14 protein-coding genes are annotated in these 13,448 nt (G+C 67.4%); 7 read left to right on the top strand and 7 right to left on the bottom strand.

Translation table 11 applies throughout. The features are described from left to right. The first annotated feature begins 28 nt into the window (after positions 1-28). Positions 29-400, top strand: coding sequence for a hypothetical protein (locus tag A5750_RS16970; protein WP_156664347.1), 372 nt, complete (start codon positions 29-31; stop codon positions 398-400). 1 nt (position 401) lies between these two features. On the opposite strand, the gene A5750_RS16965 is transcribed toward A5750_RS16970, so the two are convergent. Further along, positions 402-2,048: an acetolactate synthase large subunit gene (locus A5750_RS16965; protein ID WP_067264371.1), complete on the bottom strand. Its 1,647-nt coding sequence runs from the start codon at positions 2,046-2,048 to the stop codon at positions 402-404. Between the two features lie 79 nt (positions 2,049-2,127). Here A5750_RS16965 and A5750_RS16960 point away from each other — a divergent pair, with 79 nt between their 5' ends. Next, positions 2,128-3,504, top strand: coding sequence for an NADP-dependent succinic semialdehyde dehydrogenase (locus A5750_RS16960; protein WP_067264367.1), 1,377 nt, complete (start codon positions 2,128-2,130; stop codon positions 3,502-3,504). Between the two features lie 157 nt (positions 3,505-3,661). Here the strand turns inward: A5750_RS16960 and A5750_RS16955 are convergent, their stop codons facing one another. The 6 genes from A5750_RS16955 to A5750_RS16930 all read right to left on the bottom strand — a co-directional run bounded on the left by A5750_RS16955 (position 3,662) and on the right by A5750_RS16930 (position 9,132). Further along, complete coding sequence (locus A5750_RS16955; RefSeq protein WP_066947220.1) at positions 3,662-4,603, bottom strand: R2-like ligand-binding oxidase; 942 nt, start codon at positions 4,601-4,603, stop codon at positions 3,662-3,664. Then, positions 4,600-5,292: a TetR/AcrR family transcriptional regulator gene (locus A5750_RS16950; protein ID WP_066947217.1), complete on the bottom strand. Its 693-nt coding sequence runs from the start codon at positions 5,290-5,292 to the stop codon at positions 4,600-4,602. The genes A5750_RS16955 and A5750_RS16950 overlap by 4 nt, the downstream gene beginning before the upstream one ends. 219 nt (positions 5,293-5,511) lie before the next feature. Next, positions 5,512-5,715, bottom strand: a complete 204-nt coding sequence (locus tag A5750_RS16945) for a hypothetical protein (RefSeq protein WP_066947214.1) — start codon at positions 5,713-5,715, stop codon at positions 5,512-5,514. Between the two features lie 40 nt (positions 5,716-5,755). Next, positions 5,756-7,465 (bottom strand): acyl-CoA dehydrogenase family protein, encoded by a 1,710-nt coding sequence (locus tag A5750_RS16940; RefSeq protein ID WP_067264362.1) that lies wholly within the window; start codon positions 7,463-7,465, stop codon positions 5,756-5,758. A gap of 84 nt (positions 7,466-7,549) precedes the next feature. Next, positions 7,550-8,773 (bottom strand): RNA polymerase sigma factor, encoded by a 1,224-nt coding sequence (locus A5750_RS16935; protein ID WP_197505448.1) that lies wholly within the window; start codon positions 8,771-8,773, stop codon positions 7,550-7,552. Then, positions 8,770-9,132 (bottom strand): YciI family protein, encoded by a 363-nt coding sequence (locus A5750_RS16930; RefSeq protein WP_197505453.1) that lies wholly within the window; start codon positions 9,130-9,132, stop codon positions 8,770-8,772. The genes A5750_RS16935 and A5750_RS16930 overlap by 4 nt, the downstream gene beginning before the upstream one ends. 122 nt (positions 9,133-9,254) lie before the next feature. On the opposite strand from A5750_RS16930, the gene A5750_RS16925 reads away from it, so the two are divergent. From A5750_RS16925 to A5750_RS16910, 5 genes are all read left to right on the top strand, one after another. Continuing rightward, positions 9,255-9,701: a nuclear transport factor 2 family protein gene (locus A5750_RS16925; RefSeq protein WP_066947205.1), complete on the top strand. Its 447-nt coding sequence runs from the start codon at positions 9,255-9,257 to the stop codon at positions 9,699-9,701. A gap of 69 nt (positions 9,702-9,770) precedes the next feature. Then, complete coding sequence (locus A5750_RS16920; RefSeq protein WP_067264359.1) at positions 9,771-10,751, top strand: phosphotriesterase; 981 nt, start codon at positions 9,771-9,773, stop codon at positions 10,749-10,751. Further along, positions 10,744-12,234 (top strand): AMP-binding protein, encoded by a 1,491-nt coding sequence (locus tag A5750_RS16915; RefSeq protein ID WP_066947201.1) that lies wholly within the window; start codon positions 10,744-10,746, stop codon positions 12,232-12,234. The genes A5750_RS16920 and A5750_RS16915 overlap by 8 nt, the downstream gene beginning before the upstream one ends. Before the next feature lie 283 nt (positions 12,235-12,517). Next, entirely contained in the window at positions 12,518-12,817 is a 300-nt protein-coding gene (locus tag A5750_RS25445; protein ID WP_231989235.1) for a hypothetical protein, read from the top strand. 2 nt (positions 12,818-12,819) lie between these two features. Further along, a complete protein-coding gene (locus A5750_RS16910; protein ID WP_066947198.1) occupies positions 12,820-13,317 on the top strand; it encodes a hypothetical protein in 498 nt (165 codons plus the stop codon). Positions 13,318-13,448 lie beyond the last annotated feature (131 nt).

The raw sequence follows: 13,448 nt of genomic DNA, 5'->3' as shown, positions 1-13,448 counted from the left end.
CGCCGAACCGGCAACGAAGGAGCCGAGCATGAGAACAGCACTCGTAGGGTTGGCCACGGTGCTGGCCCTCTCCGGCTTCGTGTGGACGGCGGATCTGATGCTTGGGGCGGGCACCGCCCACGCAGCCTGCTCCACCAACAACGGCGGCAACCAGCCGCCGGAGTGCGCCCCGCCCGAGGGGCCCCCGGGCTGCTACACCTCGCACATCTGCAGCCAGATGTGGTGCCCGAACCTGGGCGAACTGCGGCGGATGCCGGACTGGGACAGAAACGTCTGCCATACCTATTACTTCGCGCCGGATTCGGGCCTGCCCGCGCTGATGGTCCAGGGGCAGCCGCCCGGCCTGCGGCTGCCGCCGAACACCGGCGTCTGCCCGCCCTTGGCCTGGATGTGTCCGTGAATTACAGCGTCTCGTCCAGTTCGCCGAGCCGGTCGGTCAGCCGCAGATTCTCCGAGTAGTCGACCGGGCAAGAGATCACCGATACCCCGTCGTCGTCGAGTGCGGCCCGCAGCGTCGGCAACAGTTCGTCCGCGCTGTTGATCCGATACCCCTTGGCGCCAAAGCTTTCCGCGTAGGTCACCACGTCGGGATTACCGAACTTCACGTAGTAGTGCGCACCGAGCTCGAGGTCCATTTTCCACTCGATCAGGCCGTACCCACCGTCGTCCCAGATCAGCACGACCAGCGGTATCCGCTCACGGACGGCGGTCTCGATTTCCTGCGAGTTCATCAGGAACGCGCCGTCGCCGACGACCGCCAGCACCTTGGACTCGGGACGCGCCAGCTTGACGCCCAGCGCGCCGGGCAGCGCAAAACCCATGGTGGACAGCCCGTTTGACACCAGGCAGGTGTTGCACTCGTACGTCGGGTAAAGCCGGGCCATCCACATCTTGGTGGCGCCGGTATCGACCAGGACCACGTCACTGCGGCCCAGCGCCGCGCGGGTGTCGGCCACCACCCGCGCCGGGGCCAGCGGATAACGCGAATCCTCTTGCCCCCGAGCGAATTCCTCGGCCAGCAGGCCGTGGCCGGGAACCTCCGGGTCGGCCTCGTAGGCGTGGCCGTCCAGTCCCTCGGTCAGCGCATCCAACGAAGCGCTGATGTCGCCGATGATCCCGACGTCCACCGAATAGTGCGCGTCGACCTCGGCCGGGAACCGGTGGATGTGGATGATCTTCTTGTCGGCCTGCGGGTTGATCCGGACGGGGTCGAACTCCTGCAGCTCGTACCCGACGGTGATCACCACGTCGGCGTTGTCGAAGCCGAAGTTCACGTAGTCATGCCGCATGAACCCCAGCGTCCCGATGCTGTTGGGATGGTCGTCGGGCATCACACCCTTGCCATGGAACGTGTTGGCGACGGGGATGCCGAATTCCTCGGAGAACCGCACCAGGGCCGCGGTGGCGTTGCCGCGGGCGGCGCCGTGCCCGGCCAGCACCACCGGCCGCTTGGCCTGGCGCAGGATGTCGACCGCGCGCTCCACCTGACCGGGTGCGGGCGCATCGGCGCGAACGACGTTGCGCGGCAACGGCGTCAGGTCATAGTCGGTCCCGTCGACGTCGATGTGCTCGGGCACGGCGAGGTAGACGGCGGCCGGGCGCTCGGTCTCGGCGACCTTGAACGCCTTGCGGAACATCTCGGGGATGGCGCGCGCGGTCGGGATGTCGGCGGCCCAACGGGTGATGGGCGCGAACATCCGAACCAGGTCGACGTACTGGTGCGACTCCTTGAACTCCCGGTCGTGACCGACCTGAGCGGAGATGGCGACCAGCGGGGTGCTGTTGGTGGTGGCGTCGGCCACGCCGAGTTGCATGTTGATCGCGCCGGGGCCCAGGGTGCTCGACACCACCGCGGCGCGGCCGGTCACCCGGCCGTACATCTCGGCCATGAAGGCCGCGCCCTGCTCGTGCCGGGTGAGCACGTAGCGGATGCTCGACGAAGCCAGCGCCTGCACGAAGCGGATGTTCTCCTCCCCCGGCAGGCCGAAGACCACGGAAACGCCCTCGTTTTCCAGGCACTTGACCATCAGCTCGGCGGCTTTACTCATCCGGCACCTCCCTCGAGGGAACGATAGTGGCAGGCTGGGTGTTGGACCTCTTACCAACCTCGAAGCGAAGGATTGCAGCGTGCCCATCGCCACGATCAACCCGGCCACCGGCGAGACGGTGAAGACCTTCACCCCGGCAACCGACGAAGAAGTCGACGCGGCCATCGCCCGCGCCTACGCCCGATTCCAGGACTACCGCCATAACACCACCTTTGCCCAGCGCGCGGGGTGGGCAAACGCCACCGCCGACCTTTTGGAGAAGGAGGCCGACGACGTAGCCGCGATGATGACCCAGGAGATGGGCAAGACGCTGGCCTCGGCTAAGGCGGAAACGCTCAAGTGCGCCAAGGGCTTTCGCTACTACGCGGAGAACGCCGAGAAGCTGCTGGCCGACGAGCCGGCCGACGCCCAAGCCGTCGGCGCCAAGCGGGCCTACACCCGCTATCAACCGCTCGGGGTGGTGCTGGCCATCATGCCGTGGAACTTCCCGTTGTGGCAGGCCGTCCGGTTCGCCGCGCCGGCGCTGATGGCCGGGAACGTCGGGCTCCTCAAGCACGCCTCCAACGTGCCGCAGTCCGCGCTCTACCTCGCCGACGTCATCGCCCGCGGCGGCTTCCCCGACGGCTGCTTCCAGACGCTGCTCGTCTCTTCCAGTGCCGTCGAACGCATCCTGCGCGACCCGCGGGTAGCGGCCGCCACCCTGACCGGCAGCGAGCCGGCCGGGCAGTCGGTGGCAGCCATCGCCGGCGACGAGATCAAACCCACCGTGCTCGAGCTCGGCGGCAGCGACCCCTTCATCGTGATGCCGTCGGCGAACCTGGACGAGGCCGCCAAGACCGCGGTCACCGCGCGCGTCCAGAACAACGGCCAGTCCTGCATCGCCGCGAAGCGGTTCATCATTCACACCGACATCTACGACGCGTTCGTCGACAAGTTCACCGAGCGGATGCAGGCGCTCAAGGTCGGGGACCCGACCGACCCGGACACCGACGTGGGCCCGCTGGCCACCGAGTCCGGCCGCGACGACATCGCCAAGCAGGTCGAGGACGCGGCCGCGGAGGGCGCCACGATCCGGCTCGGCGGCAAGCCGCTCGACGGGCCGGGGTGGTTCTACCCGCCGACGGTGGTCACCGACATCACCAAGGACATGGCGCTCTACACCGAAGAGGTGTTCGGTCCGGTGGCGTCGATGTACCGGGCAGCGGACATCGACGAGGCGATCGAGATCGCCAACGCCACCACCTTCGGGCTGGGGTCCAACGCCTGGACCAATGACGAGGCCGAGCAACAACGTTTCATCGACGACATCGAAGCCGGCCAGGTCTTCATCAACGGCATGACGGTGTCCTACCCGGAGCTGGGGTTCGGCGGCGTCAAGCGTTCCGGTTACGGCCGCGAACTCGCCGGCCTGGGCATCCGCGCCTTCGTCAACGCCAAGACCGTGTGGGTCGGGTAGTGGCGATCGCAAGCGCGGCGTAGCCGGGCGCAGCGGGTCGCCACGGTCGGTGACGTCGGCGATCGCAAGCGCGGCGTAGCCGGGCGCAGCGGGTCGCCACCGTCGGTGACGTCGACGCCGGCGACGCCGCCGGCGGCAGCAAGGTCGAATAACCGCCTCAGGCCGACACGGCGGCGAGGGCCTTCTCGTCCTCGTCGGCGAAGGTGTCCTCCAGGTGTAGCGGCGAGTAGTCGAGGTCGATCTCCTCGAGCGGCCGGCCGCGGGCGCTGGAGATCGTGCCGAAGCGCCGCATGCCCTTGTCGGACGCGTACTGCATGAACTCGTCCACCGAGAGGCCGAAGGGCATCGGGTCGTAAAGGGAGAAGCCCTCCTCGATGAGGCGCAGTCCCAGCGGCATGAGCTCGTTCATGCGCGTCTCGAAGACGCCCCAGTTGGCGTCGTCGGCGGCCACGTGGCGGCGGCAGGTGAAGGTGCCCCACGCCATGTGGCGCCGCTCGTCGTCACCGATGCGCCGGACCAGCTCCTGCATGCCGGGCAGGATGCCGCGTTCCACGCAGATCTTGTGCCAGCCGAAGTAGCCGGTCAGCGCCAGCATGCCTTCGACCATGTGGTTGTAGGTGACCGACGCCCGCACCTGGGCGGCCGGAGACGGGTCAACCGACAAGGCGTTGAGGCAGTCCGGCAATTCCTCGTAGAAGATCGTCCGGTAGGTGGGGATGTCGTCGAGGTACTCGTGCAGGTCATCGGTGACGCCGACGGCGTCGAGCCACATGCGGAACACCTGGACGTGCTTGGCTTCCTCGAATGCGAACTGCGTCAGGTACATCTCGTCGCCCAGCCGGCCCTCGACCCGCATCGCGGACATGAACGGCTGAATGTCCTCGGTGACCGCTTCCTCGCCGGCGATGAACTCCGCGCACAGCCGGATGGCGTAGTGGCGTTCGTCGTCCGAGAGCCGTTCCCAGTCGGCGCGGTCGCGGGAGAAATCGATGTCGGCCGGATCCCAGAACTTCGCGTTGCCGCCGGCGAACAGCCGCAGCGGCAGGCTGTCCCAGTTGAGTCCCCCTCGAACCATCGAGTTCGTATGCGTGCGTGTCATGAGACCTCCTCGGATTGTTGTGGGGCTGAGTGGACGGGCGGGCGCGGGGACGCCGCGAAGGCGGCAGCCAGTACGCCGACGAGCCGGCGCACGGCCAGTGCCGGCTGCTCCGGGGTGGGTTCGTCGAGCCCGAGGATCGGATCCAATCCCCGCATGTAGGGCGCCAGCGCCAGGTGCGGAAAAATCAAGAGCAGCAACGACAGCAGCGCGTCGGTGTCCGAATCGGAACGCAAGTCGCCGCGCACCTTCGCGTCGCGGACGAGCGGCCGCATCACTTCCAGGTAGTGCCGGTGGATGACGTTCTGCACGCTGACGCGGGCTTCGGTGTCGACCTCAAGAGTCGCGGCGGCGTGCAGCGCGCGTTCGTGCGGGTGGTCGGCGAAATAGGCCACCCACGCGTCGAGCCAATCGGTCAGGAAGTCGAAGAACGGCCGACTCGGGTCCAGCTCGCGGATGCGGTCTTCCATGTAGGCCCGCACCCGCTGGCTGGCGATGTCGGCGATGAAGGCGAACAGGTCGCGCTTGTCCGCGAAGTACTGGAAGAGGCTGCCCTTGGCGACGCCGGCCCGCCGCGCGATGACGTTGAGGCTGCCCCGGGAGAAGCCGTGCGCCCCGAACTCCTGTTCCGCGGCGTCGATAATGGCGGCGCGACGGGCGGGGTCCACCCGCGCCCAAGTCACCGTTGGCAATGCGGCCTCCTAGCGTCGATGACCACTGGTCATATTACGGTGAGCTGCGTCACAGTCAAGGGGTCCGCGTGACCGCTTTCCCGCCGAGCGTCACGCTGGCGCGACGGTCGGCAGTGGATGCCGCGCTGGCGTGACGCTCGGCGAACGGCCGGGGCGTCACACCGGCGCGACGGAAAGCGAACAGCACGCGTCATGACCCCGGGAAGCCCGGCGCCGAAGCTAGGTAGACGGCCGTTGGCGTTTCGGCGGCGGATAAACCGACCTGGCGATCGTCGCCGAGATCCATCCGATCAGCCAGCCGCCACCGACCAAGAGGAAGGTGCGCAGGCGGTCGGGGTACAGCACCGCAACAACACTCAGAATGACGGCCCACGTGAACGCGCAACCGATGCTGTAGCCGGTATACGTCGCGCGCGATGGCATGCCACAAATCTAGTCCGGCATTCGCCCGGCGCCAGCCCAGTCAGGGACGCATTTGGTACGCGCCGTTGAGCGGAAGGATGTGCTCCTTCCAGATCTGGGCGTAGCGGGCGGGGTCGTGGACGGGGCGGCGGATCATTCGCGTCGCGAAGCGGGCCTGGTCGTCGGTCGTCGCGGGCTTGTCGCTCAACTCCACGGCGTAGCCGTTGAAGTCGCGGACCAGCACGGCGAAGATCCCGTCGATCAGCGTCTCGTCCACATCCGACAGCGCGGCCTCCTCGAGGATGAGCTGCGCGTAGGGCACCGTCGCGAACAACTGGCCCACGGCGAACGCGAAGTCGACGTCTCTCTGCTGCGCGGCATCGGGGGTCGCGCTGGCCAGCATGTCGGCGAGCACGTCGATCTGCTTGCGCAGCAACGCGACATTGGGCAGGTGAGCGAAGGCGTCGAACGGCGCGCGCCAGTCGTGGAAGCGCACCTTGCCCAGACCCCCGGTCGGCCCCTGCGCGAACAGGAACGTGTCGTCGGCCGCGTCGTCACGGCGGCCGATGATCGGCAGCTCGCCGTTGGGGGCGAACAGGAAGTTGGGCATGAACTTGGCGAGCAGCCCGATGTTGATGTGCACGGTGCCCTCAAGCCTTGGCAGCAAACCGATTTCGCGCGTGACCGCCTCGAAGAAGGTGTCCTTCTCCACCCCCTTGGCGGCGATGACGTCCCACAGGGCGATGACGACCCGCTCGCCCTCACTGGTGACTTTCGCCTTGGTGAGCGGGCTGTACAGCAGGTAGCGCCGGTCGTCGGCCGACGCGCTGCGCATGTAGTCGCAAGCCCGGGTGCACACCAGCCGCATTGCCACCAGCCGCAGGTAGGCGTCGGTGAGCAGCCGCCGCACGTGGCTGAAGTCGGTGACGACGGTGCCGTACAGAACGCGGTTGGAGGCGTGGGTGACCGCCTCGTACATGGCGTGGGTGCACATGCCGACCGCGCCCCAGCCCAGGTTGTACTTGCACACGTTGACGGTGTTGAGGGCCGCGTGGAACGCCCCTTGGCCACGGTGCAGGATGTCGGCCTCGGTGACCGGGTAGTCGCGCAGCGCGTAGTTGGCGACGAAGTTCTGCGAGTTCACCACGTTCTTGATCAGGTCATACCGATCGTGCTGGGAGTCGGCAGTGAAGAACACGTACTCGTCAGAGCCTGCGATCTTGCCGAAGGTCGAGACCATCCGCGCCACGTTGGCGTTACCGATGTAGTACTTCTCGCCGCTCGCGGTCCAGCCGTGTTCGGCCGGCGTCAGGATCATGTCGGTCTGGTAGACGTCGGCGCCGTGGGTCTGCTCCGACAAGCCGAAGGCGAACACCTCGCCGGCCTCGAGCTGCGCGGCGGCCTTGCGCTTGGCGTCGGTGTTGTCGCTCATCCAGATCGGGCCCAGACCCAGCGCGGTGACCTGGAAGGGGTACCAGTAGCTCAGCCCGTAGAAGCCCACGATCTCGGCGAACTCGCTGATCCGGTAGGTGTCCCAGCGGCAGGCAGCTGCTGGGTCCGAGGCGCCGTACTCGGATGGGGTCAGCAGCGAGGCGAAAATGCGCTCCCGCCCGATATGGTCCAAAAACTCGGAGTACCACACCCGTTCGTGGTCGTCGGACTTCAGCCGCGCCTTCCCCCGCGACTCGAAGAAGTCCACCGTCGCGGCCATGATCTCCCCCGAGCGACGGTCCGGATATCGACGTTGCAGATGGTTGGGATTGAGCAGCATGACGGGGCTCCCGCGGGTTCCGGTTACGACGAGGGTGACGGTACTGCACCGCGGGGGCCGTCGGGGCGGACCGGAAAAAGTGGCTCATTGCGTCACGCGGGAGAGCAGATATCGCCGCTCGGGCAGGCTGCGGGTGCGCTGGGCCGCGCGAAGGTAGTGCTCTCGGGCCGCTTCCCGGTCACCGAGTTCGTCGAGCAGATGGGCCCGCACCGCGTCGACGCGGTGATGTCCGTGCAGAGCGGGATCCGCCGCCGCGGCATCGAGTTCGAGCAGGGCGGCCGCGGGACCCTGCACCATCGCGACGGCGACAGTTCGATTGAGCGCGACCATCGGCCCTGGCGCCAGGGCTAAGAGCACGTCATACAACGCGAGGATCTGCGGCCAGTCGGTCGCGTCGGCGCTGGCGGCCTCGTCATGTACCGCGGCGATCGCCGCCTGCAGCTGGTAGGGACCCGGCGCGGCGACCGGCAGCGTCGCCTCGATGATCGCGACGCCCTCGGCAATAACGGTCCGGTCCCACAGCCGGCGGTCCTGTTCGGCCAGCGGGACCAGCGATCCATCTGGTCCGGTGCGCGCGGCGCGTCGGGCATCCGTGAGGAGCATGAGCGCGAGCAACCCGGCGACCTCGCCCTCGTCCGGCAGGCTCGCGCGCAGCTGACGGGTCAGCCGAATCGCTTCGGAGGTCAGCTCCACGCGGTTGAGGTTCTCTCCAGATGTCGCGGTGTAGCCCTCGTTGAAGATGAGGTACAACGTGCGGAGCACCGCGGGCAGCCGCTCGTCGCGCTCGCGCTGGTTCGGGGTGCGGAATTGGGCGCCCGAATCGCGGATGCGCGCCTTGGCCCGACTGATGCGCTGCCCGACGGTCGCCTCCGGCAGCAGCAGCGCGCGGGCGATCTCCGCGGTGGTCAGGCCGCCGAGCGCCCGCAACGTCAGCGCCACCTGCGACGGCACGGCGAGCACCGGGTGACAACACAAGAACAGCAGCGCCAACGATTCGTCGGCCTCGGCAACGGCGCCCGAGGGCGGCGTGGGCTCAAGCGCATACGTGTCTTCGCGGTGCCGACGCGCCGACTCCTTCCGCCAAGTCTCGATCAGCCGCCGCGACGACGTCGTAATCAGCCAGCCGGTCGGGTTTTCCGGTACCCCATCGGCCGGCCAGGTCACCGCGGCGGCGAGCAGCGCCTCCTGGACGGCGTCCTCGCAGTCGTCGAAGTCGCCGTACCGGCGCACGAGGACCCCGAGGACGCACGGGGCGACCTCGCGCAGCAGGACGGTGACGGCATCCTCGGCCGGCCCGGTGGAATTCACATGTCCCAGCCGCTCAGGTCGAGCACCGGCCGGACCTCGACCAAGCCCCAGACGGCATCCGGGACGCGGGCCGCGATCGCGAGGGCACGCTCCTCGCTTTCGCAGTCGACTAGAAAGAAACCGGCGAGATGTTCTTTCGCCTCGGCGAACGGCCCGTCGCTGATCATCGTCCGGCCGCCCGCGACCGTGACCCGCTTGGCCAGGGCGGGGTCCGCCAGGCCCTCGGTAGCCACGAGCTCGCCGGTGTCGGCGAGCTCGGCGCCGAGTTCGACGTGGTCGTGGCCGAACCGCGCTCGCTGCTCCTCGGGTAAGGCCTGCCATCGCTCGAGGAACTGCGGGTTGCTCTGAATCAAGATCATGTACTTCACTGCGGCCTCCATGGATTTGGATAAACACTGCGCTCCTGTGTCGAAACTGGCCAGCCGGTTTCGACACCCCACTGAAGGCTTCGCGCCGCGGAGCCCCAGAGAAGGGGACAACTATGGAGATCAGCCACGCAGGAACCGACGTCCACGCGGTACTTGAAAAGTTCGTGGCCGCGCATGCCGCCCACGACGCCGACGGCCTGTTTGCGCTTCGTTCCGACGACGTGGTGTCGTATTCGCTTGCGCCGCCGCTGCAGCAGGGGCCCGATACGCCGTATGGCACCGTGGAAGGTATCCGCGCCTGGTTCGCGGGATTTGACGGCCCCGTGCAGATCACTTTCCGCGACCCCGTGGTGAGCCAAGATGGCGATCTCGCATTCGCCCACACCCTCACAAATATGACGGTGACACCTGTAGGCCGGCACGACCCGATCTCGGTCTGGTATCGCTCGACCTTCGGGCTGCGCCGCGTCGACGGGTCGTGGCGCATCGCGCACCTACATGAATCGACGCCGTTCCACATGGACGGCTCGTACCGCGCGGCCACCGACCTTCAGCCCTGAGCCGCCGATAGTTCACGGATCCGATGAGGCCGGTGTCAAACCACGCAGCGGAGTCATAGCATCAGTCACGTGTCAGAACTCAATACCGCCCGCGGCGCCATCGATACGACCGACCTCGGCGTGACGCTCATGCACGAGCACGTGTTCATCATGACCACCGAGATTGCGTTGAACTATCCCGAAGCCTGGGGCGACGAGGACAAACGGGTGGCCGACGCCGTCGATCGGCTCAACGAGTTGAAGGCCCGCGGGGTGGACACCATCGTCGACCTGACCGTGATCGGGCTGGGCCGCTACATTCCGCGCATCGCGCGCGTCGCGGCGGCCACCGAGCTGAATATCGTTGTGGCGACCGGGCTTTACACCTACAACGACGTGCCGTTCCGGTTCCACTACGAGGGCCCGGGCGGCATGTTGGACGGCCCGGAGATCATGACGGAGATGTTCGTCCGCGACATCGAGCAGGGCATCGCCGACACCGGCGTCAAGGCCGGGATCCTCAAGTGCGCCACCGACGAGCCGGGTATCACGCCCGGCGTCGAGCGGGTGCTGCGCGCCGTCGCCCAGGCGCACAAGCGCACCGGGGTGCCGATATCCACGCACACCCACGCCGGGCTGCGGCGCGGACTCGAACAGCAGCGCATCTTCGAAGAAGAGGGCGTCGACCTGACCCGAGTGGTCATCGGCCATTCCGGTGACAGCACCGACATCGGGTACCTCGAGGAGCTCATCGCCGCGGGCTCGTATCTCGGGATGGACCGGTTCGGTTTAGACGTGATCTCGCCGTTCGAGGAGCGGGTGAAGATCGTGGCACAGATGTGCGAGCGGGGGCACGCCGACAAGATGGTGCTCTCGCACGACGCCAACTGCTATTTCGACGCGCTGCCCGAAGAGCTCGTGCCGCAGATGGCGCCGAACTGGCATTACCTGCACATCCACAACGACGTCATCCCAGCGCTCAAAGAACGCGGCGTCACCGACGAGCAACTGAAAACCATGTTGGTCGATAACCCCCGCCGCATCTTCGAGCGGCAGGGCGCATATGAGTGAGCCGGTCCCGCCGATCGGCACCCAGATCGCGGCGCTGGCCGAACTCGCCCCCGACGAGCCCGCCGTCACCTGCGACGGCCTAACGCTCACCCGCGCCGAACTCGACCGTTCGACGAACCGGTTGGCCCGCGCCTACGCCGACCGCGGCGTCGGCGTCGGCGACTACGTGACCATGGTGCTGCCCAACTCCGTGGAGTGGATCCAGGCCGCGGTGGCGTGCTGGAAGCTGGGCGCGGTGCCCCAGCCGCTGTCGGCGCGGTTGCCGGACGCGGAGCTGCGGGGGCTGCTGGACCTGCGACCACCGGCCCTGCTGGTGGGCCGTGATCACCCCCAAATGCCCAGCGTCCCAGCCGGTTTCACGCCCGGCCCGGAATGCTCCGACGCGCCGCTGCCGGAAGCGGTATCGCCGGTGTGGAAAGCGATGGGGTCCGGCGGCAGCACCGGCCGGCCCAAGCTCATCGAATCCGCGGGCGACACCCGGATACCGGCGGCCATCGGCTATCCGCTGGGTGCGCAGCCCGGCGACACCACGCTGGTCCCGATCCCGCTGTCCCACAACACCGGGTTCACCACCGCGACCATCGCGCTGCTGATGCGCCATCACCTCGTCGTGATGAGCCGGTTCGACCCGCACCAATTCCTGCGGCTGATCACCGACCACCGCGTCACGTTCCTGACCACGGTGCCGACCATCATGCAGCGGACGCTGCCCGCCTACCACGCCGACCCCGGGTCCTACGACCTGTCGTCGCTGCGCCGGTTCTGGCACATGGGGGCGCCGTGCCCGCCGGCGATCAAGCAGGCCTGGATCGACCTGCTGGGCCCCGAGGTCGTCTGGGAACTCTACGGCGGCACCGAATTACAGGCGCTCACCTTCATCTCCGGCGACCAGTGGCTCACCCACCGCGGCTCGGTCGGCGTCGTGGTCGCCGGGGAGATGCAGGTGCTCGACGACGACGGCAACCCTTGTTCGCCCGGCGTGGTCGGCGAGATCTACATGCGGCCCGGCCCCGGCAGCGCGCCCACCTACCGCTACGTCGGCGCCACGGCCAAGTCCCGCGATGGCTGGGATTCGCTTGGCGATCTTGGCCATTTCGACGCCGACGGCTTTCTCTACCTGTCGGACCGCCGGGTGGACATGTTCACCGTCGGTGGCCGCAACGTCTACCCCGCCGAGATCGAGAACGCCTTGTCGGCGCACCCGGACGTGCTGTCCTGCCTCGTCGTCGGTGTGCCCGACCCGAACTCGGGCGACCTGGGTCAGGTGCCGTACGCGCTGGTGCACGCGGCAGAGGGTTCCACCCTGGACGCCGCGGGCGTACAGCAATTCCTGCGCGAACGCATCGCCGGGTACAAGGTGCCGCCCACCCCCGACTTCATCGAGTTCGTCGACGCCCCGTTGCGCGACGACGCGGGCAAGGCCCGGCGGTCGGCGGTCCGCGCCGAGATCATCGCCCGACTGCAGGCGCCGGAAGCGAGCTGACGTCTGTAGTCCGCCTTACATCGGCCAGTTGATTGGGCTGTTCTGCGTTCGGTGTTTACGAGCTACGTGCTAGATGGTCATCAGTGTGCATATTCGGGGGTTCGGCATCTCTCGCCCTACTGCGCCATGCCGAAACGGATACACGGCACAACCAGTCGCTCTGTAGCCAGCTTGGCGGCTTAACGACATGAAAGGTCCCGCGCACGCTGCGAGATGAGGCGGCAATGCATGAGCGGTCACGGTGACTGGCCCACACCGACGTCACTTGCCTAAACTTTTGTTCGTGCATGAGATATTACGGATGCATACAGCGAGTTTGCAGGCGATGGCCACCCGCTGGGCCGCCTCTGCTGAGGCACTAAACGCGACGGCGTCGCCGGCCAATCTCGGCTTTTCGTGGCAGCCCAGCACGACCGCAGTCAATGCCGCCCACGCCGAAGTCACTGTCTTCGCCACGGCATTGGCCACGCGGGTAAGTTCTTGCGCTACGCACGTCGCTGAAGCAGACACCCGCTACCTTGCCAACGAGGCTCAAGCGGCTAATCGTCTGGCCTCTGTGGTGCAAGCGGTGACCAGCGTGTAGCGATGGCCGCGGTCGCAGTGGTTCCTGGCCTGTCAGCGCTGTTAGCCTGGCCCACTGACCATCTCACCGATGCGGCAGCCCAATGGGAGACCGTTGCCGAGCGCAGCTATGCACTGTCCCACCAGGTGTGGCGGGAAGCCGTCTCGGTCGATTGGCGAGGTGAAGCCGCCGATGCGGTGCGCGTCGCGACGCACGCTGACATGCGAACCACCAGCGCAGCAGCCGACCAGCTACAGGCGGCGGCCCGTGTCGCGCGCAACGCGTCCTCGGATTTGCACGCGGCCCGCTCCCGCCTCCGCTATGCCGTACAAGTTGCCCAGACTGCGGGATACGAGGTATGCGAGGACCTTTCGGTTACCGATCGCATGAGCGGCGGATCGACCTACAGCGAGCAGTTCGCCAAGGCGAAGCGCAAACACTCGCCAGCGATATCCGTCAGCGCGCTGCCCAGCTCGTCGCACTGGACCAACAGGTCGCTGGCAAGATTTCCACCGCCCTAGCTGGCATCGGCGCCAGTTTCCCGCGACACCCAGCCCTTGGCAGTCCACCGAAGGGCAGCCACGTTTACAGCGTTGACAACCACACCTTTAAAGATGACCCAGCCCGGCCGCCATGGGAGCCACCGCCACCG

This window comes from Mycobacterium sp. 852002-51613_SCH5001154, from assembly GCF_001667425.1.
Lineage (GTDB): Bacteria > Actinomycetota > Actinomycetes > Mycobacteriales > Mycobacteriaceae > Mycobacterium.
The sequence above is the reverse complement of the archived record's forward strand: the minus strand, read 5'-3'. Positions and strand labels throughout refer to the sequence as shown.

Excerpts from the sequence above, each read along its gene's own strand:
- A5750_RS16930 (WP_197505453.1), bottom strand. The coding sequence starts at position 9,132 with ATGATCTTGATTCAGAGCAACCCGCAGTTCCTCGAGCGATGGCAGGCC.
- A5750_RS16945 (WP_066947214.1), bottom strand. The coding sequence starts at position 5,715 with ATGCCATCGCGCGCGACGTATACCGGCTACAGCATCGGTTGCGCGTTC.
- A5750_RS16925 (WP_066947205.1), top strand. The coding sequence starts at position 9,255 with ATGGAGATCAGCCACGCAGGAACCGACGTCCACGCGGTACTTGAAAAG.
- A5750_RS16955 (WP_066947220.1), bottom strand. The coding sequence starts at position 4,603 with ATGACACGCACGCATACGAACTCGATGGTTCGAGGGGGACTCAACTGG.
- A5750_RS16965 (WP_067264371.1), bottom strand. The coding sequence starts at position 2,048 with ATGAGTAAAGCCGCCGAGCTGATGGTCAAGTGCCTGGAAAACGAGGGC.
- A5750_RS16970 (WP_156664347.1), top strand. The coding sequence starts at position 29 with ATGAGAACAGCACTCGTAGGGTTGGCCACGGTGCTGGCCCTCTCCGGC.
- A5750_RS16915 (WP_066947201.1), top strand. The coding sequence starts at position 10,744 with ATGAGTGAGCCGGTCCCGCCGATCGGCACCCAGATCGCGGCGCTGGCC.
- A5750_RS16910 (WP_066947198.1), top strand. The coding sequence starts at position 12,820 with ATGGCCGCGGTCGCAGTGGTTCCTGGCCTGTCAGCGCTGTTAGCCTGG.
- A5750_RS16940 (WP_067264362.1), bottom strand. The coding sequence starts at position 7,465 with ATGCTGCTCAATCCCAACCATCTGCAACGTCGATATCCGGACCGTCGC.